General features: G+C 73.8%; 27 protein-coding genes and 1 riboswitch. Of the genes, 5 read left to right on the plus strand and 22 right to left on the minus strand.

The annotated features are described in order from the left end of the window. Nucleotides 1-46: 46 nt before the first annotated feature. Both groL and groES read right to left on the minus strand, forming a co-directional pair. Nucleotides 47-1,699, minus strand: coding sequence for a chaperonin GroEL (groL, locus tag AC5R91_RS14865; RefSeq protein ID WP_495397735.1), 1,653 nt, complete (start codon nt 1,697-1,699; stop codon nt 47-49). 126 nt (nt 1,700-1,825) lie between these two features. Beyond that, on the minus strand, nt 1,826-2,131 hold the full coding sequence (groES, locus tag AC5R91_RS14870; protein WP_009740479.1) for a co-chaperone GroES: 306 nt from the start codon (nt 2,129-2,131) through the stop codon (nt 1,826-1,828). Between the two features lie 283 nt (nt 2,132-2,414). On the opposite strand from groES, the gene AC5R91_RS14875 reads away from it, so the two are divergent. Further along, nucleotides 2,415-2,762 (plus strand): hypothetical protein, encoded by a 348-nt coding sequence (locus AC5R91_RS14875; RefSeq protein ID WP_495397736.1) that lies wholly within the window; start codon nt 2,415-2,417, stop codon nt 2,760-2,762. 125 nt (nt 2,763-2,887) lie between these two features. On the opposite strand, the gene AC5R91_RS14880 is transcribed toward AC5R91_RS14875, so the two are convergent. Continuing rightward, complete coding sequence (locus AC5R91_RS14880; RefSeq protein ID WP_495397737.1) at nt 2,888-3,517, minus strand: MarR family winged helix-turn-helix transcriptional regulator; 630 nt, start codon at nt 3,515-3,517, stop codon at nt 2,888-2,890. Between the two features lie 152 nt (nt 3,518-3,669). Here AC5R91_RS14880 and AC5R91_RS14885 point away from each other — a divergent pair, with 152 nt between their 5' ends. Next, entirely contained in the window at nt 3,670-4,305 is a 636-nt protein-coding gene (locus tag AC5R91_RS14885; protein ID WP_495397738.1) for an FMN-dependent NADH-azoreductase, read from the plus strand. Nucleotides 4,306-4,341: 36 nt separating this feature from the next. Here the strand turns inward: AC5R91_RS14885 and rimI are convergent, their stop codons facing one another. From rimI to glyA, 5 genes are all read right to left on the minus strand, one after another. Next, nucleotides 4,342-4,869 carry a ribosomal protein S18-alanine N-acetyltransferase gene (gene rimI / locus AC5R91_RS14890; RefSeq protein WP_495397968.1) on the minus strand — a complete coding sequence of 176 codons (528 nt, stop codon included), beginning with the start codon at nt 4,867-4,869 and terminating at the stop codon, nt 4,342-4,344. A gap of 173 nt (nt 4,870-5,042) precedes the next feature. After that, nucleotides 5,043-5,822, minus strand: a complete 780-nt coding sequence (tsaB, locus tag AC5R91_RS14895; RefSeq protein ID WP_495397739.1) for a tRNA (adenosine(37)-N6)-threonylcarbamoyltransferase complex dimerization subunit type 1 TsaB — start codon at nt 5,820-5,822, stop codon at nt 5,043-5,045. A 74-nt stretch (nt 5,823-5,896) separates the two neighbouring features. Continuing rightward, a complete protein-coding gene (tsaE, locus tag AC5R91_RS14900) occupies nt 5,897-6,385 on the minus strand; it encodes a tRNA (adenosine(37)-N6)-threonylcarbamoyltransferase complex ATPase subunit type 1 TsaE (protein WP_011602334.1) in 489 nt (162 codons plus the stop codon). A 138-nt stretch (nt 6,386-6,523) separates the two neighbouring features. Then, the gene (locus tag AC5R91_RS14905; RefSeq protein WP_495397740.1) at nt 6,524-7,717 is read right to left on the minus strand and encodes an alpha/beta fold hydrolase; all 1,194 of its coding nucleotides are present in this window, start codon (nt 7,715-7,717) and stop codon (nt 6,524-6,526) included. Between the two features lie 138 nt (nt 7,718-7,855). Next, on the minus strand, nt 7,856-9,118 hold the full coding sequence (glyA, locus tag AC5R91_RS14910) for a serine hydroxymethyltransferase (protein ID WP_495397741.1): 1,263 nt from the start codon (nt 9,116-9,118) through the stop codon (nt 7,856-7,858). A gap of 27 nt (nt 9,119-9,145) precedes the next feature. Next, nucleotides 9,146-9,231: riboswitch (ZMP/ZTP riboswitch) on the minus strand. Between the two features lie 374 nt (nt 9,232-9,605). On the opposite strand from glyA, the gene AC5R91_RS14915 reads away from it, so the two are divergent. Continuing rightward, nucleotides 9,606-9,887, plus strand: a complete 282-nt coding sequence (locus tag AC5R91_RS14915; RefSeq protein ID WP_495397742.1) for a hypothetical protein — start codon at nt 9,606-9,608, stop codon at nt 9,885-9,887. Between the two features lie 31 nt (nt 9,888-9,918). On the opposite strand, the gene alr is transcribed toward AC5R91_RS14915, so the two are convergent. From alr to AC5R91_RS14935, 4 genes are all read right to left on the minus strand, one after another. Beyond that, a complete protein-coding gene (gene alr / locus AC5R91_RS14920) occupies nt 9,919-11,073 on the minus strand; it encodes an alanine racemase (RefSeq protein WP_495397743.1) in 1,155 nt (384 codons plus the stop codon). A gap of 10 nt (nt 11,074-11,083) precedes the next feature. Next, entirely contained in the window at nt 11,084-12,739 is a 1,656-nt protein-coding gene (locus AC5R91_RS14925; RefSeq protein ID WP_495397744.1) for an ADP-dependent NAD(P)H-hydrate dehydratase, read from the minus strand. A gap of 126 nt (nt 12,740-12,865) precedes the next feature. Beyond that, nucleotides 12,866-13,222, minus strand: coding sequence for a holo-ACP synthase (locus AC5R91_RS14930; protein WP_495397745.1), 357 nt, complete (start codon nt 13,220-13,222; stop codon nt 12,866-12,868). 176 nt (nt 13,223-13,398) lie between these two features. Continuing rightward, nucleotides 13,399-14,340, minus strand: coding sequence for a PadR family transcriptional regulator (locus AC5R91_RS14935; RefSeq protein WP_495397746.1), 942 nt, complete (start codon nt 14,338-14,340; stop codon nt 13,399-13,401). Between the two features lie 158 nt (nt 14,341-14,498). On the opposite strand from AC5R91_RS14935, the gene AC5R91_RS14940 reads away from it, so the two are divergent. After that, a complete protein-coding gene (locus AC5R91_RS14940; RefSeq protein ID WP_495397747.1) occupies nt 14,499-15,077 on the plus strand; it encodes an SWIM zinc finger family protein in 579 nt (192 codons plus the stop codon). Between the two features lie 243 nt (nt 15,078-15,320). On the opposite strand, the gene glmS is transcribed toward AC5R91_RS14940, so the two are convergent. The 4 genes from glmS to rplM all read right to left on the minus strand — a co-directional run bounded on the left by glmS (nt 15,321) and on the right by rplM (nt 19,822). Beyond that, entirely contained in the window at nt 15,321-17,294 is a 1,974-nt protein-coding gene (gene glmS, locus AC5R91_RS14945) for a glutamine--fructose-6-phosphate transaminase (isomerizing) (RefSeq protein WP_495397748.1), read from the minus strand. 103 nt (nt 17,295-17,397) lie between these two features. Continuing rightward, nucleotides 17,398-18,762: a phosphoglucosamine mutase gene (gene glmM, locus AC5R91_RS14950; RefSeq protein WP_495397749.1), complete on the minus strand. Its 1,365-nt coding sequence runs from the start codon at nt 18,760-18,762 to the stop codon at nt 17,398-17,400. A gap of 115 nt (nt 18,763-18,877) precedes the next feature. After that, a complete protein-coding gene (gene rpsI / locus AC5R91_RS14955; protein WP_044884218.1) occupies nt 18,878-19,285 on the minus strand; it encodes a 30S ribosomal protein S9 in 408 nt (135 codons plus the stop codon). A 93-nt stretch (nt 19,286-19,378) separates the two neighbouring features. Beyond that, a complete protein-coding gene (rplM, locus tag AC5R91_RS14960) occupies nt 19,379-19,822 on the minus strand; it encodes a 50S ribosomal protein L13 (RefSeq protein WP_495397969.1) in 444 nt (147 codons plus the stop codon). Nucleotides 19,823-20,153: 331 nt separating this feature from the next. Here rplM and AC5R91_RS14965 point away from each other — a divergent pair, with 331 nt between their 5' ends. Beyond that, complete coding sequence (locus tag AC5R91_RS14965) at nt 20,154-22,010, plus strand: hypothetical protein (protein WP_495397750.1); 1,857 nt, start codon at nt 20,154-20,156, stop codon at nt 22,008-22,010. Nucleotides 22,011-22,091: 81 nt separating this feature from the next. On the opposite strand, the gene truA is transcribed toward AC5R91_RS14965, so the two are convergent. The 6 genes from truA to rpsM form a co-directional block, all read right to left on the minus strand. After that, entirely contained in the window at nt 22,092-22,988 is an 897-nt protein-coding gene (gene truA, locus AC5R91_RS14970; protein ID WP_495397751.1) for a tRNA pseudouridine(38-40) synthase TruA, read from the minus strand. Between the two features lie 223 nt (nt 22,989-23,211). Next, nucleotides 23,212-23,826 (minus strand): 50S ribosomal protein L17, encoded by a 615-nt coding sequence (gene rplQ / locus AC5R91_RS14975; protein WP_495397752.1) that lies wholly within the window; start codon nt 23,824-23,826, stop codon nt 23,212-23,214. A 117-nt stretch (nt 23,827-23,943) separates the two neighbouring features. After that, nucleotides 23,944-24,993 carry a DNA-directed RNA polymerase subunit alpha gene (locus AC5R91_RS14980; protein WP_495397753.1) on the minus strand — a complete coding sequence of 350 codons (1,050 nt, stop codon included), beginning with the start codon at nt 24,991-24,993 and terminating at the stop codon, nt 23,944-23,946. 274 nt (nt 24,994-25,267) lie between these two features. Next, entirely contained in the window at nt 25,268-25,897 is a 630-nt protein-coding gene (gene rpsD / locus AC5R91_RS14985) for a 30S ribosomal protein S4 (RefSeq protein ID WP_011602317.1), read from the minus strand. Nucleotides 25,898-25,992: 95 nt separating this feature from the next. Beyond that, on the minus strand, nt 25,993-26,397 hold the full coding sequence (gene rpsK, locus AC5R91_RS14990; protein WP_009740503.1) for a 30S ribosomal protein S11: 405 nt from the start codon (nt 26,395-26,397) through the stop codon (nt 25,993-25,995). Between the two features lie 81 nt (nt 26,398-26,478). Next, on the minus strand, nt 26,479-26,859 hold the full coding sequence (rpsM, locus tag AC5R91_RS14995; RefSeq protein ID WP_009740504.1) for a 30S ribosomal protein S13: 381 nt from the start codon (nt 26,857-26,859) through the stop codon (nt 26,479-26,481). Nucleotides 26,860-26,884: the final 25 nt, after the last annotated feature.

A 26,884-nucleotide genomic window follows, 5' to 3' on the forward strand; every position in this document is an offset into this window, starting at 1 on the left:
GCGCCGGCCGGAGTCGCCCGGCCGGGCCTCGCGGGACGGCTTCCGATCAGAAACCAGGGCCCTGCGGGTGGCTGTGCCCGTGGCTGTGACCGTGGCCGTGGGAGTGCCCGTGGTCGCCCTCCGACTCCGCCGGCTTCTCGACGACGAGGCTCTCGGTGGTGATGAGCAGCGCCGCGATCGAGGCGGCGTTCGCCACCGCCGAGCGGGTGACCTTGACAGGGTCGATGACTCCGGCCGCGATCAGGTCGGTGTACTCGCCGGTCGCGGCGTTGTAGCCGTGTCCCGGTTCGAGGTCCTTGACCCTGGCGACGATGACCGCGCCCTCCAGACCCGCGTTGCGCGCGATCCAGTGCAGCGGGGCGTCGAGGGCGGTGCGCACGATCCGGACGCCGGCGAGCTCGTCCCCGGTGCGGCCGAGGCCGTCGTCGAGGATGGAGGTGACGTGCGCCAGGGCGGCGCCGCCACCGGCGACGATGCCCTCCTCGATCGCCGCACGGGTCGCCGAGACGGCGTCCTCAAGGCGGTGCTTCTTCTCCTTGAGCTCCACCTCGGTGGCGGCACCCACGCGGATGACCGCGACCCCGCCGGCGAGCTTGGCGAGCCGCTCCTGGAGCTTCTCGCGGTCCCAGTCCGAGTCGCTGGTCTCGATCTCCGCCTTGAGCTGGCGCACCCGGTCGGCGACCGCGTCGACCTCGCCGCCGCCGTCGATGATGGTGGTGTTCTCCTTGTCCACCACGACGCGTCGGGCCCGGCCGAGGTCCGCCAGCGTCACCGCGTCGAGCGAGAGCCCGACCTCGCCGGCCACCACCTGGCCGCCGGTGAGCACGGCGATGTCCTGCAGCATCGCCTTGCGGCGGTCCCCGAAGCCGGGCGCCTTCACCGCGACGACCTGGAAGGTCTTGCGGATCGAGTTCACGACCAGGGTGGACAGCGCCTCGCCCTCGATGTCCTCGGCGATGATCAGCAGCGGCTTACGCTCCTGCACGACCTGCTCGAGGATGGGCAGGATCTCGTTCAGCGCCGCGATCTTGCCGGGGTACAGCAGGACGTACGCGTCCTCGAGGACGGCCTCCTGCGAGTCGGCGTCCGTGACGAAGTACGGCGAGATGTAGCCCTTGTCGAACTGCATCCCCTCGGTGAGCTCGAGGTCCAGCCCGAGGGTCTGGCTCTCCTCGACCGTGATGACGCCGTCCTTGCCGATCTTGTCGATCGCCTCGGCGATCAGCTCCCCGACCTGGGTGTCCTGGGCGGAGATGGCGGCGACCTGGGCGATCGTCTGCCTGGAGCTGACCTCGATCGCCTGCTCCAGCAGGGCGGCGGAGACGGCCTCGACGGCGGCCTCGATGCCCAGCTTCAGCGACAGCGGCGCCGCGCCGGCGGTGACCTGCTTCAGACCGAAGCGGACCATCGCCTGGGCGAGCACCGTCGCCGTGGTGGTGCCGTCGCCGGCGACATCGTTGGTCTTGGTGGCGACTTCCTTGGCGAGCTGGGCGCCCAGGTTCTCGTACGGGTCGACCAGCTCGATCTCCCGGGCGATCGTCACCCCGTCGTTGGTGATCGTCGCCGCGCCGTAGTTCTTGTCGATGACGACGTTGCGCCCACGCGGGCCGATCGTCACCTTGACCGTGTCGGCCAGCGCGTTCACCCCGCGCTCGAGCGCGTGGCGGGCGTCCTCGTTGAATGTGAGAATCTTCGGCATACCTGGTTGTCCTCCCGACACCGGCGACCGGTGGGAAACCGCAAGGGCGCGCCCCGCCGGTGGGCCCGGCGGAAACCGGGCGGCCACCAGCGGGGCGCGCCCCTTGCGTTGCTACCGGCGAGCGGTCTACTTCTCGATGATCGCGAGGACGTCGCGGGCGGAGAGCACGAGGTACTCCTCGCCCGAGTACTTGACCTCGGTGCCGCCGTACTTGCTGTAGAGCACCACGTCGCCGACCTTGACGTCGAGCGGGACGCGCTTGCCGTCCTCGAACCGGCCCGGGCCGACTGCGAGGACGGTGCCCTCCTGGGGCTTCTCCTTCGCCGTGTCCGGAATCACGATGCCGGATGCGGTGGTCTGCTCGGCGTCGGAGGGCTGCACAACGATGCGGTCCTCGAGAGGCTTGATAGCAACCTTGGTGGCGGTCGTCACGATCGACCTCCCCCTTCCTGCGCTGGATGAGAGAGCGACCCTGGCGGCCTGCCGTCGCGGGTGAACAGGCGCCTGTTGTCGCTGGCACTCTCACGTGCCGAGTGCCAACCTAGCACCCGCACCACACACGTCAACCAACAAGGTCGGATCTGTCAAGACGGCCGGGAACCGGGCAACGCCCGCCCGACCGCGCCGGCCGCGCCGACTCGCCCCGGCCCCTTCCCGGCGCGCGGCCGCGCAACCGGCCCCGACCGCCTTCGGCCACGCTGGATGGGACCCGGACATGATCTGGATGTGGGAGGCCAGGGCGACCCCCGGCCGCCTGGCAGACCTGCGGGACTGGGCGATCGCCGCCCTCGACGGCCGCAGAGGTGAGGTATATCTCAGTCGCCAACCGGGGGGTGACCTCGTCGTGGTGATCCTCCGGTTGCCCGACGCGCCGCCGACCGACGTGGACGCCGACGCGGCGACCGCCGGCCCGGACAACACCACCAAGGGGCCCGCCGCGGCCCCGCTGCCCGCGCCACCCGAGGGACTGGTCGCCGGCACCCCCCACGCCTGGCCGTTCCACCAGGTCCACCCCGCCCCGCCGAGCCCACCCCTCCCCGCTGAACCCAACCCGCCCCGCTAGCCCAACCCGCCCGGCTAGCCCAACCCGCCCGGCCCCGCAGAGCCCCAGCGCGCCCCGCTGACCCGGCCGCCCAGGGTCCACTCCCGGCCGCCCAGGTGCCTCCGCGGCCGCCGCCTGGCCCGCGGTCAGCCGGCGGCGGGCGCCCGTTGCCCGCGGTCGCCGCCCGGCGTCGGTTCGCCGCCCGTGGGGCAGTCGTCCTCCGTCGGGCATCCGGCGGCCTCGTGGGCCTCGATCTCCCGCCGAGCCGCGTCGCAGGCGGCCGCGCCGTGGGTGGGATCGACGGCCAGCAGCCGCGCGGCGATCCGGCGCAGCAGCGCGACGAACCGTTCCCGCTCCTCCGGCTCCAGCCCGGCGAGCACATGCTGATCGACGAAGCGGCGGTCCTCCTGGGTCGACGCGTAGAGCCGCGCCCCCTGGTCGGTCGCGGTGATGATGCGGGCCCGCCGGTCGGCCGGGTCGGGATGGCGCTCGACCAGGCCCGCCCGTTCGAGATCGTCGACGAGGCGCACCATCACCGTCCGGTCGATGCCGAACCGGCGGGCCACCTCGATCTGGTTGCGCGCCTCGCCGCCGACGGCAGCCCCGAGGACGTGCAGCGCGCGCAGGCCGCCCGGCAGTTCGCCGACGGCGGCGGCCGAGGCCGCGAGGTAGCCGTACTGCACCTGGCCCAGCAGCCAGCCCAGATCCTGCCCGAGGTCTTCGGGCAGGCCGTCGGCCCCGACCTCGGGCCCCACGGCCGCTGCGGCGTCGCTCACCGCCCCAGGGTACCCGTCCCGGTCAGAGTAATCTCCCCTCAGATGAGTGCTTGCAGAGACGATTTCTCCATCAGATAGTCTCTGTTCAGATCTTCGCGAGAGCAGAAGATCTCAGTCTTTGACGACTTCTCGACCAACAGGGAGACGCCGCAATGCCCAACCTGCTGCACGTCGACGCGAGCCTGGCTGTGGAGGGCTCGACCTCCCGATCGCTGGGCGCCACCTACATCGACGCCTGGCGCGCCGCCCACCCCGAGGGCACCGTCACCTACCGCGATCTCGCCCTCACGCCCCCGCCGCACCTCGACTGGGCCACCCTGTCTGCCGGCTTCACCCCGCCCGAGCAGCACACCCCGGAGCAGACCGAGGGCGTCAAGCTGCGCGAGGAGCTGATCGGCGAGCTCGAGGCGGCCGACGAGCTCCTGCTGTCGCTGCCCATGTACAACTACTCGGTGCCGTCCACGTTCAAGGCGTGGGTGGACCAGGTGATCCTGGTCGGTCGCACCATGCGGCAGCCACCGGAGGAGTCGGTGCTCACCGGGAAGCGCGTCACGGTCATCGCCACCCAGGGCGGTTCGTACGGGGTGGGCACTCCCAAGGAGGGCTGGGACCACCAGCTCCCCTTCATCGCCCACGTCCTCGAGTCGCTCGGGGCGACCGACGTCGAGCTGGTCCGGGTGGAGATGACGCTCGCCCCGGTCAACCCGGCGCTGGCCGACTTCACCGACGTGTACGAGCGCAGCCGGGCCGCGGGCGAGAGTGCCCTGCGGGCGCGGGCGGCGGCCTGAGTCAGCGCGGCCGGCCGGGGCGCCCCGACGAGCCGGTCACGGCTCCAGGCGCACCCGGCCGGGCAGCGCGCGTTCGACCTCGTCGAGCAGCGCGGCGTACCCGACCGTGTCGATCGGCCGGGCCCGCATGACGTAGGCGTCGCCGCCGGAGGGCTGGTAGTAGCCGCGGCGCACGCCGATGTCGACGAAACCAAGCCGGCTGTACAACGCCCGCGCGGCATGGTTGTCGGTGCGGACCTCCAGCCCGCAGGAGCGGGCCCCGGCCCGACGCGCGTGACGCAGCAGGGCGATCATCAGCCGGGCGCCGACGCCGCGGCCCCGGACCCGGGGCACGACGCCGACGGTCTGGATGTAGGCGCCGTCGTCGGCGAGCGCCAGGCCCGCGTAGCCGATGATCGCCGCCAGGTCGTGCGCGGCCACCCCTCGGGGCCGCCACAGCGCGGTCAGGTAGCACCGCTGGTCGCCCTGGGCCAGTTCGGACCAGAACAGCTCGGCGGTCCAGGGGTCGGTGGCGAAGACGGTCGGTTCCAGCTCGGCGACGGTGGCGACGTGCCACCAGCGCATCGGGATGAGCACCAGGTCCCGGTCCTGCCTCAGATCCTCTTCCTGTTCGCGGTCCCGATCCTGTTCGAGGTCCCGGGCCTGCTCCCCGGCCCGGTCCGGCACACGATTCCAGTCCGGTTCGATCGGCGTGGCGGCGCTCGGCGCCACGCCGTCAGGATGCGGTGGCCGCCGCGTCACACCCTGACCGGCTTCGGCGCGTGCGGTTCGGTCGCGTCCGGCCGCCGCAGGTACAGGGGGGCCAGGACGCTCGGGTCGCGACCGGCCAGCAGGTCCGCCCCGGCAAGACCGACGAGCAGCTCCGGGCGCGGGTACCCGCCCGCCGGCGTGTCCACGCCCGCCCCGTCAGCCCCCACCCCGTCAGCCCCGGCCGCGTCGTCGGTGGTGGCGAACCCGGCGAACGGCTCCGGGTACAGCGCCCGGCCGGGGCCGGTGACGGCGTCGACGCCGAGCTCCCGCAACATCTGAGCGACCTGCGCCGGACGACCCACGGCGGGATCGCCGACCCGCACCCCGCCGGCGTAGCGGGCCCAGTAGACCTCGCGGCGCCGCGCGTCGGTGACCACGCCGACCGAGCCGGCCGTGGCCGCGCCGATGCCATCGAGTGAGCAGACGCCGTGCACGGGGATGTCCAGCGCGTCCGCGAAGGCCGCGGCGGTCACCATGCCGACCCGCAGGCTGGTGAAGGGCCCGGGACCGGCTCCCACGACGACGGCCGCGAGGTCCGTCGGGCGCGCGCCCGCCTCGTCGAGGACCGCCCGCATCGACGGCGCGAGCAGCTCCCCGTGGCGGCGGGCGTCGACGGTGACCACGCTCCCCCGGGGCCAGACGTGCACGCCGGGGCCGGCGGGATCACCGGCCGCCGCGCTCACCGGCCGCGCGGGATCGGACGCGGTCAACTCGGCGAGCGCCACCGCGCACGCGGCCGTGGATGTGTCGAGGGCCAGCACCAGCACTCGTCCAGACTACGGACCGCCGCATCGGCCACGACGAGTACCCGCCCCAGCGCGGCCCGGCGCCGGCGGTGCGGTCAGTCCGCGGCGAGGTCGCGCAGCCGCCGCGCCCAGCTCGGGCCGGTGGCGACGAGGCGGACCGTTCTGGTCTCGCCGGCCTCGTCGGCGGTGGGCCGGGTGAGCACGAGCTCGAGATGGTCCTGGGCGAGTCCCTCGACCAGCCCGGCGCCCCACTCGACGACGGTCACCGAGGTGTCGGCGTCCGCGTCGAGGTCGAGGTCGTCGACCTCGGTCACCCCGCCGAGCCGGTAGGCGTCGACGTGCACGAGCGGGATCCGGCCGTCCGGGTAGATCCGCGCGAGCACGAACGTCGGCGAGGTGACCGTCTCCCGCACGCCGAGCCCCGCGGCGATGCCCTGGGTGAGGACCGTCTTGCCCGCGCCGAGCGGGCCGGAGAGCACGAGCAGGTCGCCGGGGCGCAGCAACACGCTCAGCCGGGCGCCGAAGTCGCGCATCCGGTCCGCCGTGGGCACGACGACCACGTCACGCTGCCGTGCGGCGTTCACGCCCATCACCTCCTCGCGTTCGCCCCCGACCTCGCGTTCACCTCCGCCAGGCCCGCACCCCACCAAACCGCCATCCCACCGGGCTCGCACCCGCCGGGCTCCCTCGCCAGGGTCCCTCGCCGGGTCCGCCGGGACCGGTCAGGCGGCCGTCCCGCCGCCGTCGCGGTCCGCGACCGCCGCCCGTTCGGCCGGCGGGGCACCGTCCGCGGCGGCGCCGACCGAGGCGGGCGGGAGTCCGGTCCGCGACCGCGGCAGCGGCAGCGAGACCTCGGCCAGCGACCGCTGCGCCAGCCGGCGGATCGCGGCGTTCACCGCCTCGGGCCGCTCCAACATGATGGCGTGGCCGGCGTCCTCCTCGACGACCAGTTCCGCGTCGGGCAGGATCTCGGCGATCGTCCGGCTGTGCGCCACCGGGGTGATCAGGTCGGCGTCGCCGACGACCAGCACGGTGGGGATCCCCACCAGGCGGGCGGCGGCGGCCAGCCGGTCGTTGTCGAGCAGGGTGGGCAGGAACGCGGCGATCACCGCGACCGAGGTGTCCGAGACCATTGTCTCGAGGAACGTGACGACCGCCGGCGGCAGATCGGTGGCGCCGAACCCGATCCGGCGGGTCACCTCCCACGACATGTCGCTGCCCCGCCCGCGAACCCGCTCGAGCAGGCCCGAGGTGTGCCGCATGCCGACGGCGATGCCGGGCAGCACCCGACGCACCACCGCCGTCGCCAGGGCGGGCAGCCCGAGGGTCACCTGCGCCAGCTCCGACGCGCTGGTCGACAGCAGCGCCACCCCGACGATCTGGTCGTCGAAGAGCTCGGGGTGGGCATCGGCCAGACCCAGGACCGCCATGCCCCCCATCGAGTGGCCGACGAGGATGATCGGCCCGCCGGGCACCCGTTCGCGGATCACCCGGTAGAGGTCGTCGGCGAGCACGTCGATGGTGCAGTTGCCGACCTCGGACGGCCCGGAGCGCCCGTGCGCGCGCTGGTCGAAGAAGACCATCCGGCCGAGGTCCGCGAGGGCCCGGTGCTGCAGCGTCCAGCACTCGGCGGACACGCAGAACCCGTGGACGAACACCAGTGTCAGCGGCGCGTCCGGCGGACCGGTCTCCTCGACGTGCAGCGGCACGCCGTCGGCCGCGATCACGGTGGCGACCCGGCCGCCGATCGGCCTCAGCTCTGGCTCCGGCGGCGCGTCCGGCCGGTTGCGGCGGCGGTGGATCGCCCGCCGCTGCGCGACCAGGCCGGCCGTGACGGCCGCGCCGACCACACCGACCGATCCCGTGGCGGCGCGCGCCGCCCGGGAACCCGCGAACGGGCCCACGGTCCTCACCATCGGTGCTCCCTCCTCCGGGCTGCCCTGAACCGATGATGCACCGCGGGGGCGCCAGGAGCAGGCGTCACGTGACGCACGCGTAACCACGCTCCGGCCCCGGCGGGTCGGGGCGTGGTCACGCGTGGGGCGCCGCGATAATCAGGCGAAACCGGGCATCGGGAAGCCGCTGACCAGCTCGGTGACCTGCTCCCGGACCCGACCGATCGTCGCGGTGTCGGCGGCGCCGGCGGCCTTGACGACGTCGTCGATCCAGCCGGCGAGCACCGGCATGTGCGCCGGGGTCAGGCCGCGGGTGGTGATCGCGGCGGTGCCGAGCCGGATGCCGGACGGGTCGAACGGCTTGCGCTTGTCGAAGGGCACCGCGTTGTAGTTCAGCTCGATCCCCGCCGCGTCGAGCGCCTTCGCCGCCGGCTTTCCGCCGATGTCCTTGCCGGTGAGGTCGATGAGGATGAGGTGGTTGTCGGTGCCCCCGGTGACCAGGTCGAACCCGCGCTCGACCAGCGCCTCGGCGAGGGCGCGGGCGTTCGCCACGACCGCGTGGGCGTAGTCGCGGAACGCAGGCGTCGAGGCCTCCCGCAGGGCGACCGCGATGGCCGCCGTGGTGTGGTTGTGCGGGCCGCCCTGCAGGCCGGGGAAGACCGCCTTGTCGATCGCCGTGGCGTGCTCGGCGTCGGTGAGCAGCATGGCTCCGCGCGGGCCGCGCAGCGTCTTGTGCGTGGTGGTCGAGATCACCGGAGCGTGGCCGACCGGGGAGGGATGGGCACCGCCGGCGATCAGCCCGGCGATGTGCGCGATGTCGGCGACGAGCACCGCCCCCACCTCGCGCGCGATCTCGGCGAAGGCCGGGAAGTCGATCGTCCGCGGGATTGCCGTCCCACCACAGAAGATGATCTTCGGCCGCTCGGTGCGGGCGAGGTCGCGCACCTCGTCCAGATCGATCCGGCCGGTGTCCGCGCGCAGGCCGTAGCGGACGCTGCGGAACCACTTGCCGGTCGCCGACACGCTCCAGCCGTGCGTCAGGTGGCCGCCCATCGGCAGCGACAGTCCCATGACCGTGTCCCCGGGCTGGGCGAAGGCGAGGTAGACGGCCAGGTTCGCCGGCGAGCCGGAGTACGGCTGGACGTTGGCGTGCTCGACGCCGAACAGCGCCTTGGCCCGGTCGACGGCCAGCGTCTCGATCGGGTCGACGACCTGCTGACCCTCGTAGTACCGCCGGCCGACGTACCCCTCGGAGTACTTGTTGGTCAGGACGGATCCGGACGCCTCCAGCACCGCGGTGGAGACGTAGTTCTCCGACGCGATCAGCCTGATCGACGCGTGCTGGCGGGCGGCCTCGGCCTCGACCAGCCCGGCGAGCTCGGGATCGGCGACGGTGAGTTCGGGAAGCGGGGGATTGTGCATGCTGACCTCCGGCAGGTCTCATCCGGCCGGAGGCACCCAGGCGCACGGCACCGACCCGCTCATCGCTCCCCGGTGGTCAGTTCCACCTCTGTGCGCCAGTCGCGACTCTCGCCCAAGTCTAGCCATCAGGCAGCCCGGACCCCGGCAAGGCCGACCTCGCCGGCCGCCGACCGCCCCCCTTTGCTCCGTGTCCCGAGGGACGAATCGGACGCCGAACCCTCTGGATACGCAGTAAAGCTCTCCGCCGGAGGACCGCCGGCGACGATCTGACGCGGATCGGTACGGCGCCCGTCACGCCGCGCCCGGGGTCCGGTCGGTCGGCTGGCCGACAGCACTGCCGGGTCACATCCGGGCCGCCAGGCCCTGCCGAGCCGGGCGGTGTCCCTTACCGTGGAACGAGGCCGGGACGCCCGGCCGGGGCGGTGGATGTTTCGTTGCGGAGGCGGGAATCGTGAAGCTGGCGTGGCGCAGGAGCAGGGACATCCCGATGAACGCCGGTCGCGGCCTGACCGGCCCGGAGCGGGCTGCCGCGCTCGGGATGGTCGACGAGTCCGAGCCGGAGGCGGAGCTGGAGCTGGAGCCCGCCGCGGCGGCGCCGGCCGCCCCCGGCCCGGTCATGCTGACGCTGACGACCCGTTCCAGGATCGAGCAGGCCGAGCGGGAGGCCACCGAGGCCGCCGCCCGTCCGGTGCGCCGCCGGATCGAGCGCGGCGCGCTCGGCGGCAGCGCCCCCACCGGCGGCGGCTGCTCCTCCGGCGGCTGCGGCTGATCCCGCGGGACCGCCGCCGCGGCCGCGCCTGCTAGACGTAGACGCGCGGGACGCGCTGGCCGATCCGGGTGACGATCTCGTAGTTGATGGTGCCCAGCGCCGCGGCCCAGTCGTCCGCGGTCGGCTCGCCGCGGTCGCCCGGGCCGAACAGCCGTACCTCGTCGCCTGCGGCCACCTCGTCGTCCCCGACGTCGAGGACGAACTGGTCCATGCAGACGGTGCCGGCGATGCGTCGCCGGCGGCCACCGAACAGCACCTCTCCGATGTTCGTGGCGGCCCGGGGGATGCCGTCGGCGTAGCCCAGCGGTACCAGGGCGAGCGTCGTCTCCCGCGCCGTGGTGTAGCGGTGGGCGTAGGACACGCCCGTGCCGGCCGGCACCCGCTTGACCAGCGCGGCGTGGCTGACCAGCGACATCGCCGGCCGCAGGCCGAACTGCGCGGGCGGGCCGACCTCCGGGCCCGGGGAGAGCCCGTAGACGGACACCCCGGGCCGCACCAGGTCGAAATGGGCCTCGGGGCTGACCAGGGTCGCCGCGGAGTTCGCGAGGTGCCGCACGGTCGGCGCCAGCCCGGCCTTCTCGGCGATGTCGACGGCGTCCCGGAACGCCCCGATCTGAGCCTGCACCGTCGCATGCCCGGGGGCGTCGGCGAACGCGAAGTGGCTCCATACCCCGAACGCCTCGATCACGCCCTCGGCCTGCAGCGCCGCGGCCAGGTCGCACAGCCCCGGCCACTCGTCGGGCATCGCCCCCGCCCGGCCGAGGCCGGTGTCCGCCTTGAGGTGCACCCGGGCCGGCCGGCCGGCCTGCCGCGCCGCCGCGGCGATCTCCTGGAGGGTCCAGGTCGCGGACGCCGACACGTCGATGCCGGCCGCGATCGCCTCGGCGAAACGCTCACCAGGCGTGGCGAGCCAGCACAGCACCGGCGCGGTGATCCCGGCGGCGCGCAGCGCGAGCGCCTCCTCGAGGACGGCCGTGCCAAGCCAGCTCGCCCCGGCGTCCAGCGCGGCCCGGGCGCAGGGAATCATGCCGTGGCCGTACCCGTCGGCCTTCACGACGGCCATGGTGGCGGCGTCGCCAGCGCGGGCCGCGAGGGCGGCCACCGAGTCGCGGACCGCGTCGAGGTCGACGGCGGCATACGTCCGGGGTTCGCTGCTGGCCGACGCCTCGGTCCCCTGCACGCTCATGGCGGTCACGCTACCCGCCGTGACCACCCCCCGGGAGCCCCCGACCCGGCGATGCCAGCAGGCCGGAGATGACGCGGGGCAGCAGGTCGGGCAGGTCGCCGGCGGCGAGCGGCACGGCGGCCCGCTCGGCGGCGCGCCCATGCAGGTGCGCGCCGACCGCCCCGGCACCGGCGGCGGGCAGCCCGGCGGCGAGCAGCGAGCCGATCAGCCCGGTCAGGACGTCCCCCGTGCCGGCGGTGCCCAGCCATCCGGAACCGGTCGTGTTCACCCAGGCCGCCCCGGCCGGTTCGACGATCAGGGTGCGGGTGCCCTTGAGCAGGATCACCGCGCCCGTCGCCGCGGCGGCCCGCCGGACGGTGGCGAGGCGGTCGGCGGCGAGCTCCTCCGTCGTTCGGTCGGGATCCCAGCCCAGCGCCGCCGCGGTGAGCCGGCCGAACTCTCCCTCGTGCGGGGTGAGGAGAACCGGCGCGTTCCGGGCGCGCAGCGCCGCGGGATCGGCGGCGAGGATCTCCGCCAGCGGGTCGAGGGCGCCCGCGTCGACCACGACCGGCAGGTCGGTGCCGAGCAGGCCGGCCACCAGCTCCCGGACCGCCGGCCCCGGGTCCAGGCCCGGGCCGATCGCCCAGGCCTGGACCCGGCCGACGGCGAGCATGGCCGCGCGGTCCCCGGCCCGGATGGCGGTCACCACCGCCTCGGGGTGCGCCCGCCGGACGAAGTCCCCCGCCCGGCTGGCGACCCCCGTCCCGGAACCGCCGGCGGTCGCGCCGGCGTCGCCCTCCCGCACCGAGGCGCCCTCCCGCACCGAGGCGCCCTCGCGCCGAGGGTCGTGCTCCGGCACGGTGTGGCCCTCGGTCACGACCCGCAGGTAGCCGGCGCCACCGCGCAGTGCACCGCCGACGGCGAGCACGGCGGCACCCGGATAGGCGTCGCTGCCCGCGACGAGGCCGAGGACCCCCCGGCGGTACTTGGACGATTCCGGGCCCGGCACCGGGAACATCGCGGCGACGTCGGCGTCGTCGAGCGCCCGCAGGTCGGGTTCGGGCAGCGCCAGCCCGATGTCGACCAGCTCCACGCGCCCGGTGTGGGCCGCGCCCGGCATCAGCCACAGGCCGCGCTTGTACGTGCCGAACGTGACGGTGGCACTGGCCCGCACGGCGGGTCCGGTGACGGCACCGGTGTCCGCGTCGACGCCGCTGGGAACGTCGACGGCCACGGTGCGCCCGGGCGGCGCGAGGGCCGCCAGCCGGGCGTGGTCCGCCCGCAGACCGCCGCGGCCGCCGATGCCGAGCAATCCGTCCAGGACGAGCTCGGCCCGGTCGAACAGCCCGCGCAGCGTCTCGTCATCGAGGGCCGGCGCAGCACCGTGCAGTCTGCCACCGGCGGCCAGCAGGGCGGCGGTGCCCTCCGGGTGGGTGCGGCCGGGCGCGATCGCGTCGACCCTGGCGCCGCGCGCGGCCAGGCGCGCGCCGGCCCACAGGGCGTCGCCGCCGTTGTCACCGCCCCCGGCGAGTACCACGATCCGGGCGCCAAAGACCCGGCCGAGCCGGCGAGCGACATGGGCTACCAGCCCATACACCGCGCGTTGCATGAGGGCACCGGGCGGCAGGGCGGCGAGCAGCGCCGCCTCGGCGTCCCGGATCTGACTGACCGTGTGCGCGTTCCGCATGACGCCATGCTGCCCCGCGCCGAGCGGCCGATGCTGCAGGAGCCCCGTGGCTGCTGCAGGAGCCCCGTGACGCCGGGGCCGCCAGACCGGCGGCGTTCGACAAGACGGACACCGAGTGGCCGGCGATCAGCTCTCGGCGACGGCCATCGCGATGGCGACCCCGCCGTCGTGGGTGAGGGACAGGTGCCAGGAGGCGATGTCGAGCCGCGCCGCCGCGGCGGCCACGGTGCCGCGGATCCGCAGCGACGGCCGCCCACCCGCGCCCAGGACGACCTCGGCGTCGTGCCATTCCAACCCGGGGGGCGCCCCGAGCACCTTCGCCACGGCCTCCTTCGCCGCGAACCGGGCGGCCAGCCGCTCCGGTCGGGCCAGACCACGCTCCGCCGGGGTGAACAGGCGCAGCGCGATCCCCGGCGTCCGGGACAGCGTCGCGGCGAAACGGTCGACGTCCACCACGTCGACGCCGACACCGACCACCGCCATCGGGCAAGCGTCCCATACCGGCGCCGCGGCCCATGGCGGACCATGCACCCGCCTCGTCGCGACGCGCCGATCGCGCCGCGGGCGGGCGCACCCCCTCGGATCAGGGCCTCGCCCCGCCCGAAGGGGTGGCACGCCGGCGGATCCGGACCCGCGGGCCCGGCGGAACCCGCCCGGGGTCAGGACTTCGCATCCCAGCCCGGCGCGGGACCGTCGGCCTTCCCCTCACCGTCCCTGCCCGTGGCGTCCTTCCCGGCGGTGTCGGTCTGCTCCGCCGAGTCGGCCCCCTCCGCCGAGTCGGCCCCCTCCGCGGTCGCCGGCTCGCCCTCGTCGCCGGCGAGGATGCGGTAGAGGCTGCGGCGGGTCTCGGTGAGCAGGGACCGGGCGGCGGCGATCTGCGCGTCGTCCCCGGCCTGGGCGACCTGGACCACCGCGGCACCCACCGCGAAGGCCAGGGAGCGCAGGCTGGCCAGCTCGTCGTCGGCGCTGGCCGCGGCGGTCTCCCACGGCTTGCGCTGCCCCACCCGGGACTCGACGTGGGCCCGCCCGGCGTCGGTGAGGTGGAAGACCCGCTTGCCCTCCGCCTCCTCCGCGCGCACGAGCCCCTCGTCGGCGAGCAGGGACAGCACCGGGTAGACCGAGCCGGGGCTCGGCCGCCAGGTGCCGCCGCTGCGCTCGGCCAGCTCGCGGATCATCTGATAGCCGTGCATGGGCTGCTCGGCGAGCAGGGCCAGCAACGCCTCGCGGACGTCGCCGCGACCCACCCGCGGCCCACGGCCGAAGCCACCCGGACCGCCGAAGCCCGGACCGAACCCAGGACCGAACCCAGGACCGGGGAAGCCGCCGAACGCTGGCCAACCCGGACCGCCGCCGCGGCGCCCGCGCGGCCGGCCCTCACCGGGCCCGCCGTGCTCATGCCGCCCGCCGCCGTGTCCGCCGCGCGCCGTGCGGCTGGTGCCGTCACGAGCCGCCGACTCCTTCGTCCCGCAACCGCCGGCCTCGCGCTCCGCCCAACCGGCCACCGTCTCGAAGAACTCCGACAGCCGCGCGGGATCGAACCCCGCCGCGCGCCCCCACCTGCCCCAGGGCCCCCAGGGGCCTGGAATCGCCTGTGATGTCACGATCTTTCCCTTCGTCTCCACGGAAGACCAACGGAGGTCATCCGCTCGCTGTCGCGTACGCTCACGATATATCGCGATCGTACGTCCGACAAGAAGGCGCTGGCGATGCCGGGGACCTGGCCGGTACGATCCGCGCTCGCATTCCGTAGGATTGAGCAGTGATCATTTCTGTGTCCGGAGAGAACGGGCACGGCGGGGACGCCGTCACCCCGCTCGAAGCAGCCTTCGAGGAACGTGCCTGCGCGCAGCGCGCGGGTACCGACGTGTTCATCGAAGGGGTGAACCTCGCCCTGCTCGGCCGCGTCGAGCAGCTCCGCATCCGGCCCACCAACGCGTCGGGCACGGTCGACGACGACGGGCCGCACGAGGTCCGCCTGGAGGCGGCCGACGACGGGCCGCGCACCGGCTGCACCTGCCCCGAGGGGGCGACCGGCTCGTTCTGCCGCCACGCGGTCGCCGTCGCCCTGGTCGCCACCGGCTCCGCGGGCCTCGCCGACGACGACGACGAGGATGCCGACGACGACGAGGAGAACGGCGGGATCATCGGCGAGAGCTCGCTGTTCACCGACGACCCGGTGCACGCCGCGATGCGGGTGTTCCTCAGCCGCGTCCCCCGCGCCGAGCTCGTGGAGACCCTGCTCGACGCCGCGGACGACAACGAAGCGGTCTCCGACGCTCTCTGGGATGCCACCGTCGCCTGGCACGGCCGCCAGCACGGCGCCGCACCCTCCTCCTGACCCACGCCCCCGATGCCAGGGGTCCCCGTGAACCGCCGAAGGCCCCGCCGACCGACCCAGAAAGATCGCCGAAGGCGATCTGACGGAAATCGGCTGCCACCCCGAGGCCAGGGGTCCCCGTGAACCGCCGAAGGCCCCGCCGACCGACCCAGAAAGATCGCCGAAGGCGATCTGACGGAAATCGGCTGCCACCCCGAGGCCAGGGGTCCCCGTGAACCGCCGAAGGCGATTCACGGGGGATGGCTACTCGACCGTGACGGACTTGGCGAGGTTGCGCGGCTGATCGACGTCGAGGCCGCGGGCGAGGGCGAGCTCACAGGCGAACACCTGCAGCGGCAGGGTCGTCACCAGGGGCGCGAACAGGGACGACGTCGCCGGCACCCGGATGAGATGGTCGGCGTAGGGCTCCACCGCGACGTCGCCGTCCTCGGCGATCACGATGGTCCGCGCGCCCCGCGCCCGGACCTCCTGGATGTTCGAAACAATCTTGCCGTGCAGGTTCGCACGCCCGCGCGGTGAGGGCACGACGACGATCACCGGCAGGCCCGGCTCGATGAGCGCGATCGGCCCGTGCTTGAGCTCGCCGGCCGGGAACCCCTCGGCGTGCATGTAGGCGAGTTCCTTGAGCTTGAGGGCCCCCTCCAGCGCCACCGGGTAGCCCACGTGGCGGCCGAGGAAGAGCACGGCCTTGGCGTCGGCCAGGCCACGGGCGAGCTCGCGGATCGGTTCGAGCCGGCCCAGCGTCCGCTCCACCAGGTCGGGCATCCGCTGCAGCCGTTCGACGTAGGCGGCGACCTCGTCGCCGTAGAGCACGCCGCGCACCTGCGCCAGGTACAGACCGACGAGCAGGCAGGCCGCGACCTGGCCGAGGAAGGTCTTGGTCGAGGCGACACCGACCTCGGGCCCGCAGCGGGTGTACAGCACCGCGTCGGACTCCCGGGGGATCGTCGACCCGTTCGTGTTGCAGATCGCCAGCACCCGGGCCTTCTGCTCCCGGGCGTGCTTGACGGCCATGAGCGTGTCCAGCGTCTCGCCGCTCTGGCTGATCGCGATGACGAGGGTGGAGCGGTCCAGCACGGGATCCCGGTAGCGGAACTCCGAGGCCATCTCGACCTCGCAGGGCAGCCGCGTCCAGTGCTCGACGGCGTACTTCGCGATCAGGCCGGCGTGGTAGGCCGTCCCGCAGGCGACGATGAAGACCTTGTCGACGTCCCGGAAGTCCTGGGCGGACAGCCGCTCCTCGTCGAGGACGATCGCGCCGTCGGCGGAGAGCCGACCCCGCAGGGTGTCGGCGAGCGCGGTCGGCTGCTCGTTGATCTCCTTGAGCATGAAGTACGGGTAGCCGCCCTTCTCCGCGGCGCCCGCGTCCCAGTCGACGTGGTAGCGGCGCCCCTCGACGACCTCCCCGGCGAAGTCGGTCACGGTGACGCCGTCCCGGCGGGCCTCGACCACCTGGTCCTGGCCGATCTCCATCGCCTCGCGGGTGTGCGCGATGAACGCCGAGACATCGCTGGCGAGGAAGGCCTCCCCCGTTCCCAGCCCGACGACCAACGGGCTGTTGCGCCGGGCGCCGACGACCACCTCGGGAAAGTCGCGGTGCAGAACGACGAGGGTGAAGGCACCCTCCAGCCGCCGGCAGACACGCTGCAGCGCCACGGTCAACGGGTGCGTCCCCGGCTCGGCGGTGCGGTCGGCCGGCTCGCCGGGGCCGGGCGCGGGACCCGTGCCGGGGCGGGTGGGCCGGGGGGTGACGTCCTCCGGGACCGCCGCCGCCGGCGCGGCGGCGGCGTTGCCCAGCTCAACCTCGAGCAGGTGGGCGACTACCTCGGTGTCGGTCTCGCTCGCGAGCTCGTGCCCGATCGCCTCCAGCTCGGCGCGCAGCGCGGCGAAGTTCTCGATGATGCCGTTGTGGATGACGGCGATCGCGCCGGTGCAGTCGGTGTGGGGGTGGGCGTTGGCGTCGGTCGGGCCGCCGTGGGTGGCCCACCGGGTGTGCCCCATCCCGGTCGTCCCGGGCATCGGATCCGCCTCGGAGCCCTCGGACAGCAGCTTCTCCAGGTTGGCGAGCTTGCCGGCCCGCCGCGCCGTCCGCAGGGCGCCGGCGCCGACGACCGCGACGCCGGAGGAGTCGTAGCCGCGGTATTCGAGGCGCCGCAGGCCGTTCAACGCGACGTCCAGGGCCGACTGGTCACCGACGTACCCGATGATCCCGCACATGCGACTCAGCGTACGCAGGTTCCCCGGGCGGGCGGACGTGGCCGGCCGAACACCTGGCGAGTTGTCCTGGCGTGGCCTCGCCGGCGGGTTCGCGCGGACGGGCTCAGCGGGAGGCCGGCAGCGCGGCGCGGACGACGGCCGCGAGGCGCTGGGCGGTGTCCCGCGCAACGGCGTCGGTCTCCGCCTCCACCATGACGCGGACCAGCGGCTCGGTGCCCGAGGGCCGCAGCAGCACCCGGCCGCCGTCGCCGAGCTCGGCCTCCGCCACGGCGACGGCCGTCCGCAGCTCCGGCGAGGTGCCCACCCGGGTCCGATCGACACCGCGCACGTTGACGAGCACCTGCGGCAGCCGGGTCATGGCCTTGGCGAGCTCGCCCAGGGGCTGGCCGGTCTCGGCGACGCGGCCGAGCAGCCGCAGCGCCGTCAGCAGCCCGTCGCCGGTGGTGGCGTGGTCGAGGAAGACGACGTGCCCGCTCTGCTCGCCGCCGAGCGCGTAACCGCCGGCGCGCATCGCCTCCAGCACGTACCGGTCGCCGACGGGCGTGGTCACGACGGTGATCCCGGCCTCGCGCATCGCGTGCCGGAAACCCAGGTTCGACATCACGGTGACGACGACCGTGTCATCGGCGAGTTCGCCGCGCTCGGCCATGGCGAGGGCGCAGATGGCGAGGATCTGGTCGCCGTCGACGACGTCACCGGCGGCGTCCACCGCGAGGCAGCGGTCCGCGTCGCCGTCGTGGGCGATGCCGACGTCGGCGCCCTGTTCGACGACCGCCGCGCGCAGGCTGTCCAGGTGGGTGGCGCCGCTGCCGTCGTTGATCGCCGTGCCGTCGCCGTCGGCGTGCAGCGCGACCACGTCCGCGCCGGCGGCACGCAGCACCCGCGGCGCGAGCGCCGAGGCCGCGCCCTGGGCGCAGTCGACGACGACCCGCAGGCCGTCGAGCCGCACCGGAAGGGCGGTGAGCAGATGGTCCGCGTACCGGTCGAGAAGCGCCGGTTCGTCCCGCACCCGCCCGACGTCGGCGCCGACAGGTCGGGGCCCGGGCGGTTGCGCCATCCGCCGCTCGATGGCGTCCTCGACCTCGTCGGGGAGTTTGAGCCCGCCGGCGGCGAACAGCTTGATGCCGTTGTCCGGCATCGGATTGTGGCTGGCGGAGAGCATCACGCCGAAGGTCGCCCCGCTGGCGGCGACCGCGTGCGCCACGGCCGGGGTCGGAGCGACACCGATGCGGGCGACGTCGGCACCCGAGGCGGCCAGGCCGGCCACGACCGCGGCCTCAAGGAACTCCCCGGAAGGACGGGTGTCCCGGCCGACGACCACGAGCGGCCGGGACGGCGCCAGCCCGGCAGATCGGCCCGGCGCCCCCAGCAGTTCCACGGCCGCGGAGGCCAACGACAACGCCTGCTCCGCGGTGAGGTCGACGTTCGCCACGCCTCGGACGCCGTCGGTGCCGAAGAGCCTCGTCACTGAGGTCTCCCATGAAGTCGAAGGTTCAGGCGGAGACCGAGGCACGCACCGGCGGCACCCGTCCCCTTCGCAGGCGCGCCCATCGCAGGGGCACGCCGACGAGGGGGACGCAAGGTCAGCGCTTGCTGTACTGCGGAGCCTTGCGGGCCTTCTTCAGCCCGTACTTCTTGCGCTCCTTGACCCGAGCGTCACGAGTCAGGAAGCCAGCCTTCTTGAGAGTAGGCCGTGACTCCTCCTCCGCCAGCGTCAGCGCGCGGGCGAGAGCGAGTCGAAGTGCGCCGGCCTGGCCCGACACCCCGCCGCCGTGCAGCCGGGCGACGATGTCGTACGACTCGGCCTTGTCCAGCGCCTTCAGCGGCTCGTTGACGAGCTGCTGGTGCACCTTGTTCGGGAAGTACTCCTCCAGCGTCCGCCCGTTGAGCGTCCACTTCCCGTTGCCGGGGAGCAGGCGCACGCGGACGACCGCCTCCTTGCGCCGCCCGGTGGCGCGGGGATTGCCCTGTACGTCGGTCACGACAGCCACGTCGCGTTCCTTCCTCGGTTGATGCGTGGTTCCCGTAGCCGGCGCCCGGAGCGGATCAACACCGCCCGCCGACCGGCTGGAGGAGGTCAGCGGTTACTGCGCGACCTGAATGATCTCGAACGGGGTGGGCTGCTGAGCGTCGTGCGGGTGCGTCGGCCCCGCGTAGACCTTCAGCTTGGTGCCCTGGGCGCGGCCGAGCCTGTTCTTCGGCAGCATGCCCTTGATGGCCTTCTCGATGATGATCTGCGGCCGCGTGTCGAGCAGCTCGCCGTACGAGGTGCTGCGCAGACCGCCCGGGAAGCCCGAGTGCCGGTGGTACTGGGCCTGCTGACGCTTGTTCCCGCTCAGCGCGACCTTGCCGGCGTTGACGACGATGACGAAGTCGCCGGTGTCGATGTGCGGGGCGAAGTACGGCTTGTGCTTGCCGCGCAGCAGCGTGGCGGCCTGGGTCGCCAGCCGACCGAGCACCACGTCGGTGGCATCGATGACGTGCCACACACGCTGGACATCCGCGGGCTTGGGCTGGTACGTGCGCACAGGTCTGCCTTCTCGTTCGGACGATCCCGCCTGGAACTCCGAGGGGCTCGGGCGGAACTCGTCAAGAATGGTGAGCGCGCAGACGGGACGTGTCACGCGCAGCAGTCTTTGAGGTTACCAGGCGATCGGAGCGGACCGCCAAGCGGCCCGACCAGCCATCGCCGGTAGGACGCCAGCCGCACCACGCGTGCCCGACCCACCCGGCCCGTCGAAACCTCGCTGGCTGCCGAGTGTATCGGGCGGACGCCGGACGGACGCCGGGCGGGGCGCCCGCGCGGGGATGCCCGCGGACGGGCTGGCACCCTCCAGCGAGCTAGCTATTCTGACCGAGATGACTGAATTCGGTGGCGAGGGACACGAGAAGCGCGCGGAGTCGGGCGCTCCGCGGCGCGACCGACCGGACCACGCCGCCCGGTCGGACGACCCGACCGGTTCCGCCGGCAGTCCGGCCGGACCCGCGGGGGACGGCGCGACGGCTCCCACCGGCGCGGCCGATCTGCCGAGTCCGGCGTCGGCCGGAGGTCAGGACCTGCGCGGTCGCTACGTCAGCTACGACGGTTGGACGCCCCCCAGCGACGATCCCCTGTTCGGCGGCCCACGCAGCTACGCGTTCTCGTTCGACCACCTCGCCGCCGCCGGGGCGAGCCCGGGCCCGGCCGGATCGACCTCGTCCGAGGCCTCGACGTCCGAGTCGTCAGCGTCCGAGTGGCCATCGTCCGCGCAGCCGCCATCCGAGCAGCCCTTGCACGAGCAGCCGCCATCCGAGTGGCCGGCGTCCGCTCAGCCCTCGTCCGCTCAGCCCTCGTCCGCGCAGCCGGCGTCCGCGCAGCCGGCGTACGGGCAGCCGGCGTCCGCGCAGCCGGCGTACGGGCAGCCGGCGTACGGATGGCCCTCGTCCGAGCAGCCGATGACGACCTACCCGGACCGGTCGGCCGCGCCGCACGGCCCGACGGACGGCACCGGTACGGCAGGGGCAGGGACGCACCCAGGCTCTGCCACGGCGGCCTGGCCGGGCCGCCACGAACGCCCGGCGTCTCGGCCGGCCGGCGACCCCCCGCCGACGAGCTCTGCCCCCGGAATTTCCGCGGACGCCGGGACCGGCCTCCCGTCGCGGCCGGGGACGGAGCACGCCCCGTCCGAACCGGCGAGCGGCTGGTCGATCCGGGGCTGGTCGGGCGCGCCCGACCGACTGACGGGCATCACTCCCCTCACCACCCCGAATCCGCGGACCACCCCGAATCCCCGGACCCAGCCGAATCCCCGGACCGCCACCAGCTCCCCGACCGGCACGACCACCCCTCCCGCCTGGACCGACCTCGGCGACCTGGACGACCAGGCAGCCGCCGACGGATACGCGGACGGGGACGGGTATCCGAACGGGGACGGGTACCCCGACGAGCCCGGCGGCGGGGAACACACCGACGCCGGTCCTCCTTCCCCGGCGGAGAAGGGCGAGCGGCCCGGCCTGGCGGGCCGGGCCGGCGGTTCCCGGCGGCTGCTGGCCATCGTCGCCGGAGCCGTCCTCGTGCTCATCGCGGCCGTGGCGATCGTCGCGTTGCGCGGCGGGGACGACAAGGGCGCCGCCGCGCCGGCCGCGACGGCCTCACTGCCGCCCATACCGGCGAACTTCCTCGACAGCGCCGCGGTCGACTCGGATCCGATAACCCCCGAGGAGTTCTTCCCCGAGCCGTCCGTCGCGGTCGACGGGCGGAGCTACCAGCGACTCGCCCGCAAGCTCGACTCCGGCTGCCCGAACCTCACCGGCGACCTGATTGGCCAGTTGAAGGCCCCGCACTGCCGGCAGGTGGTGCGCTCGCTGTTCCTCAGCCACCCCCAGCAGGGCGGACGGCAGGTACTCGCGGGAGCGACCGTGTTCTCCCTGGACACCAGCGCGACGGCCACCCAGGCCGCGCAGGTGCTCAACCAGGGCCGCGGCGGCATCGTGCCGCTGCCGATCCCGGCGGGCTCGATCCAGAACGCGCAGATCACCGGGCCGGGCGGGAACAACTCCTGGCGCAGCGCGCTGAGCCGCGGGCACTACCTCGTCTACACCCAGATCGCGTACATCGACGGTACCTCGGGCGCGGCCACCGACCCGGCGCTGCGCAACGCCCAGACCGACCTGGCCACGCTCGCCACCGAGCCGATGGGCGACCGGGCGGTGCTCGGGCACGGCCCGCGCCGCTGACGTTGCGGGCTCACCGCCCACCACCCCACGGACCGGGCGGGCCGGGAGCGCCCGCCGGAAGGCCCCCCTTCCCGGCCGGCCTCAGCCGGACGGGGTGGTGGGCACGCGCACGGCCCGGGTGACCTCGGCCCGCGCCGCCAGCTCCGCGTCCGGGGGGTAGCGCACCTCAACCAGCGTCAGTCCGTGCGCGGGGGCGACGGTGACGGCCGGATCCCGCAGTCCGCGGCGCAGGACCGCGGCCGGCCACTGCGGCGGCCGGCGTCCCTCACCCACCGCCAACAGCGCCCCGACGAGCGCCCGGACCATCGAGTGGCAGAAGGCGTCCGCCTCGACGTCGGCGACGATCACCCCGTCGGGGCGGCGCAGCACATCGAGGCGCAGCAGGGTGCGCACGGTCGTCGCCCCCTCCCGCCGGCGGCAGAAGGCCGCGAAGTCGTGCTCGCCGACCAGCAGCAACGCCGCCGAGGCCATCGCCGGTACGTCCAGCGGCCGCGGCCAGGCGAGCGTGTCGAACCGCCGCAGCGGCTCGGCGCCGAACGGTGCGTCGGTGATGCGGTAGACGTAACGCCGGGACAGCGCCGAGAACCGGGCGTCGAACCCGGCCGGCGCGGGGGCGAGGCCGGTGACCCGCACGGACCGGTCGAGGACGCCGTTGAGCCGCCGCGCGAGCCCACCGAGCGGCGCGTCCGTGGGCAGGTCGACGTGGGCCACCTGTCCCGCGGCGTGCACACCGGAGTCCGTGCGCCCGGCCACCGTCAGGCGCACGGCCGGCAGCCGGGCGACCCGGATGAGAGCGTCCTCCACGTCGCCCTGGACGGTCCGCTGGCCAGGCTGGCGGGCCCAGCCGGCGAACGGCGTGCCGTCGTAGGCGATGTCCAGCCGCAGCCGGACCAGGCCCGCCGCCCTCGCCGCCACGTCCGTCACGGCGCCGGGCACCGCGTGGGGCGCACGCGGACCGGATCCCACGACTTCGGACATCTGTCTCTCCCGGTACGGCGGCGTGCCGGTGGGGCACGCCGCGGCGGACCCGACGGCACCCCGACGGCACCGACGGCACCGACGACACCCCGACGATGGAACGAACGCGGCGACGTGAACGGCGAAGGCCCGCCGCCCATGATGGGCGGCGGGCCTTGCGGGAGCTAGTGGCGGGACGCGGGCAGCGGCGGCAGTCCGCGCCCTCGACGAGGAATCGCCGTGGTCAGGACTTCGACTCGGCCGAACCGTCGTCGTCCGTCAGGTCGACGGTGGCCGCCGACGTCTCGGCCGCCTGGGCGGTGAGCGTCTCCTCGGCGGGGGCCTGCTCCTCGGCGGACTGCGCGGCCACGGCGGCGGCGGTCGGCGACTCGCTCGCCAGGTCCTCGGCGGCCTCGGCGGTGGCGCCGGTCGGCTTGCGCCGCTCGGAGAAGCGGGTACCGCGCGCGCGCTCGGCCTCGTCGACGGCCTGCTGGCCGACGGTCAGCGCCTCCACCAGCTCGATGCGGGCCAGCGGGGCGTTGTCACCCTTGCGGTTGCCGAGCTTGACGATCCGGGTGTAGCCACCGTTGCGGTTGGCGTACCGCGGACCGATCTCGGTGAACAGGGTGTGCACCACCGAGTTGTCCCGCACCTGGCGCATGACGCGGCGCCGGGCGTGCAGGTCGCCGCGCTTGGCGAAGGTCACCAGCCGCTCGGCGTACGGGCGCAGCCGCTTGGCCTTGGCCTCGGTGGTGGTGATGCCGCCGTGCTCGAACAGCGCGGTGGCGAGGTTGGCCAGCAGCAGCCGCTCATGTGCGGGGCTGCCGCCGAGCCGGGCGCCCTTCGTTGGCGTGGGCATGATGAGTGCTCCTCGTTCCTTTCACTGTCCCGCCAGGCTGCCCGCCCGTAGGACGGCGGCGTGCGCCACCGGAGGTCGTCGAGGGCCCCCGCCGGTGGGTGGGGGCCCTCGTGAAGGTCAGTACTGTTCGGTCTCGACGAACTCCGCGCCGTCGTCGGACGGGTCGGAGAACGCCGGGTTGTAGCTGTCGGTGCCGTAGGTGTCGACGGCCTGACGCGGGTCGAATCCGGGCGGGGAGTCCTTGAGCTGCAGGCCCATCGCGCCGAGCTTCGTCTTGACCTCGTCGATCGACTTCTGCCCGAAGTTACGGATGTCGAGCAGGTCGGCCTCGCTGCGGGAGACCAGCTCGCCGATCGTGTGGATGCCCTCGCGCTTGAGGCAGTTGTAGGAGCGGACGGTCAGGTCCATCTCCTCGATCGGCAGCGCGAGGTCGGCCGCCAGCGCCGCGTCCGCGGCCGACGGGCCGATGTCCACGCCCTCCGCCTCGGCGTTGAGCTCCTGCGCCAGCCCGAACAGGCCGACCAGGGTCTTGCCGGCGCTCGCCATCGCGTCGCGCGGGGAGATCGACGGCTTCGTCTCGACGTCGACGATGAGGCGGTCGAAGTCGGTGCGCTGCTCGACGCGGGTCGCCTCGACCTTGTAGGTCACCTTCAGCACCGGCGAGTAGATCGAGTCGATCGGAATCCGCCCGATCTCCTGGCCGGCCTGCTTGTTCTGGGCCGCGCTGACGTACCCGCGGCCCCGCTCGACGGTCAGCTCGATCTCGAGCTTGCCCTTGTCGTTGAGGGTGGCCAGACGCAGCTCGGGGTTGTGCACCTCGACGCCGGCCGGCGGGGCGATGTCCGCCGCCGTGACCTCGCCGGGGCCCTGCTTGCGCAGGTACATCACCGTCGGCTCGTCGTTGTCGGAGCTGACGACCAGTTCCTTGAGGTTCAGGATCAGGTCGGTCACGTCCTCCTTGACACCGGGCACGGTGGAGAACTCGTGCAGCACCCCGTCGATGCGGATGCTGGTCACCGAGGCGCCGGGAATGGAGGACAGCAGGGTCCGGCGCAGCGAGTTGCCGAGCGTGTAGCCGAAGCCCGGCTCCAGCGGCTCGATCACGAAACGTGACCGGAACTCGGAGATCGGGTCCTCGACGAGAGTGGGACGCTGAGCGATCAGCATGAGTACGTCCTTCCGACCACGGCGACCGCCATATGACGCCGTGTGGTGCGGGCTCCCGGTTCGGGAGCCGGCGGGTGGGACATCGGTCCGTTCCACCCGCGGGCCCGATGCCCGCCCGCCCACCCGCTGAACCACCCGGGCGGCGCGCGTGGCACCGGTTGTCGCTCCTCCAGTGTGCCTCGCCGCCACGCGGTGGTGGCGGCGGGCACGGTACCACCGGCCCGGTGGCGGGAGGACGGCTCGCCCCCGCCGCCGGCGGCGGGGGCGTCCGGAACTACTTGGAGTAGAGCTCGACGATCAACTGCTCCTGGACCTGGGTGTCGATGACCTGCCGGGCCGGCAGGGAGTGCACCAGGATCCGCATCTGGCTCGGGATGGACTCCAGCCACGCCGGGACGGCCCGGCCCTGGCCTGCGGTCTCCCGGGCGACGATGAACGGGGTGAGCTCCCGGGCCTTCGGCGCGATCTCGACGATGTCGTTCTCGCTGATCCGGTAGCTCGGGATGTCGACCTTGCGCCCGTTGACCTGGACGTGGCCGTGCCGGACGGCCTGGCGGGCGGCGTCGCGGGACGGCGCGAAGCCACCCCGGTAAACGACGTTGTCGAGCCGCGACTCGAGGATCTTCAGCAGCTCGTCACCGGTCTTGCCCGCCCGACGGTTCGCCTCGTCGTAGTAGCCCCGGAACTGCTTCTCCAGGATGCCGTAGATCCGCGCGCACTTCTGCTTCTCGCGCTTCTGCAGCAGGTACTCGGAGTCCTTGGTGCGGCCGCGACCGTGCTCGCCCGGCGGGTAGGGCCGGATCTCGATCGGGCACTTCGGGGTGTCGCACTTGCTGCCCTTGAGGAACAGCTTCGTCTTCTCGCGGCGGCAACGCTTGCAGTCCGCGCCGGTGTAACGGGCCATCTAGTCCTTCTCTCTCGTCTCCTGGCGCGAACTCGAACGCGACGCCACGACTCCGGCCGGGACGCCATCCCGGCCGCGGTCGTCACGCCGCACGGTCACACCCTGCGCCGCTTGGGCGGGCGGCAACCGTTGTGAGGGGTCGGGGTGACGTCCTGGATCGCTCCGACCTCCAGGCCAGCGGCCTGCAGCGAGCGGATCGCGGTCTCCCGGCCGGAACCGGGGCCCTTCACGAACACGTCGACCTTGCGCATCCCGTGCTCCTGCGCCTTGCGGGCCGCGTTCTCGGCGGCCATCTGCGCGGCGAAGGGGGTGGACTTCCGGGAGCCCTTGAAGCCGACGTGGCCGGCGGAGGCCCAGGAGATCACGTTCCCGGTGGGATCGGTGATCGAGACGATCGTGTTGTTGAACGTGCTCTTGATGTGAGCGTGCCCGTGGGCAACGTTCTTCTTTTCCTTGCGCCGGACCTTCTTGGCGCCGGCGGCGCGAGTCTTGGGAGGCATCTTCGCGTGTGGTCTCCGTCTGCGAGGTCGTCGATCAGTGGTCGTCCGAGGCCGGGCCGAGCGGCCCGCCGGGCGCCCTGACTACTTCTTGCCGGCCTTCTTCTTACCGGCGATGGCACGGCGCGGGCCCTTGCGGGTGCGGGCGTTGGTGTGCGTCCGCTGACCGTGGACCGGCAGGTTCCGCCGGTGCCGGAGACCCTGGTAGCAGCCGATCTCCATCTTGCGGCGGATGTCCTGCTTGATCTCCCGGTTGAGGTCGCCCTCCACCCGGTAGTTCGCGTCGATCCACTCGCGCAGCCGGACGATCTCGTCCTCGCTCAGGTCGCGGACGCGGGTGTCCGGGTTGACCCCGGTGGCGGCGAGGGTCTCCCGGGAGCGGGTACGCCCGATCCCGAAGATGTAGGTCAGGGCGATCTCGACCCGCTTCTCGCGGGGGAGGTCGACGCCGGAGAGGCGTGCCATGTACGGATGTTTCCTTCCTGCAACC

The sequence above is a fragment of the Frankia sp. BMG5.60 genome (genome assembly GCF_059428125.1).

Bases quoted from the DNA above. Each gene is read 5' to 3' on its own strand.
- AC5R91_RS14915 (WP_495397742.1), top strand. From the start codon at position 9,606: ATGAACGCCGGTCGCGGCCTGACCGGCCCGGAGCGGGCTGCCGCGCTC.
- rpsM (WP_009740504.1), bottom strand. From the start codon at position 26,859: ATGGCACGCCTCTCCGGCGTCGACCTCCCCCGCGAGAAGCGGGTCGAG.
- rplQ (WP_495397752.1), bottom strand. From the start codon at position 23,826: ATGCCCACGCCAACGAAGGGCGCCCGGCTCGGCGGCAGCCCCGCACAT.
- AC5R91_RS14905 (WP_495397740.1), bottom strand. From the start codon at position 7,717: ATGGTGAGGACCGTGGGCCCGTTCGCGGGTTCCCGGGCGGCGCGCGCC.
- AC5R91_RS14925 (WP_495397744.1), bottom strand. From the start codon at position 12,739: ATGCGGAACGCGCACACGGTCAGTCAGATCCGGGACGCCGAGGCGGCG.
- alr (WP_495397743.1), bottom strand. From the start codon at position 11,073: ATGAGCGTGCAGGGGACCGAGGCGTCGGCCAGCAGCGAACCCCGGACG.
- groL (WP_495397735.1), bottom strand. From the start codon at position 1,699: ATGCCGAAGATTCTCACATTCAACGAGGACGCCCGCCACGCGCTCGAG.
- glmS (WP_495397748.1), bottom strand. From the start codon at position 17,294: ATGTGCGGGATCATCGGGTACGTCGGTGACCAGTCGGCCCTGGACGTC.
- truA (WP_495397751.1), bottom strand. From the start codon at position 22,988: ATGTCCGAAGTCGTGGGATCCGGTCCGCGTGCGCCCCACGCGGTGCCC.
- rpsK (WP_009740503.1), bottom strand. From the start codon at position 26,397: ATGCCTCCCAAGACTCGCGCCGCCGGCGCCAAGAAGGTCCGGCGCAAG.
- rpsD (WP_011602317.1), bottom strand. From the start codon at position 25,897: ATGGCCCGTTACACCGGCGCGGACTGCAAGCGTTGCCGCCGCGAGAAG.
- AC5R91_RS14885 (WP_495397738.1), top strand. From the start codon at position 3,670: ATGCCCAACCTGCTGCACGTCGACGCGAGCCTGGCTGTGGAGGGCTCG.
- AC5R91_RS14980 (WP_495397753.1), bottom strand. From the start codon at position 24,993: ATGCTGATCGCTCAGCGTCCCACTCTCGTCGAGGACCCGATCTCCGAG.
- rimI (WP_495397968.1), bottom strand. From the start codon at position 4,869: ATGCGCTGGTGGCACGTCGCCACCGTCGCCGAGCTGGAACCGACCGTC.
- AC5R91_RS14875 (WP_495397736.1), top strand. From the start codon at position 2,415: ATGATCTGGATGTGGGAGGCCAGGGCGACCCCCGGCCGCCTGGCAGAC.
- AC5R91_RS14965 (WP_495397750.1), top strand. From the start codon at position 20,154: ATGACTGAATTCGGTGGCGAGGGACACGAGAAGCGCGCGGAGTCGGGC.
- glyA (WP_495397741.1), bottom strand. From the start codon at position 9,118: ATGCACAATCCCCCGCTTCCCGAACTCACCGTCGCCGATCCCGAGCTC.
- AC5R91_RS14930 (WP_495397745.1), bottom strand. From the start codon at position 13,222: ATGGCGGTGGTCGGTGTCGGCGTCGACGTGGTGGACGTCGACCGTTTC.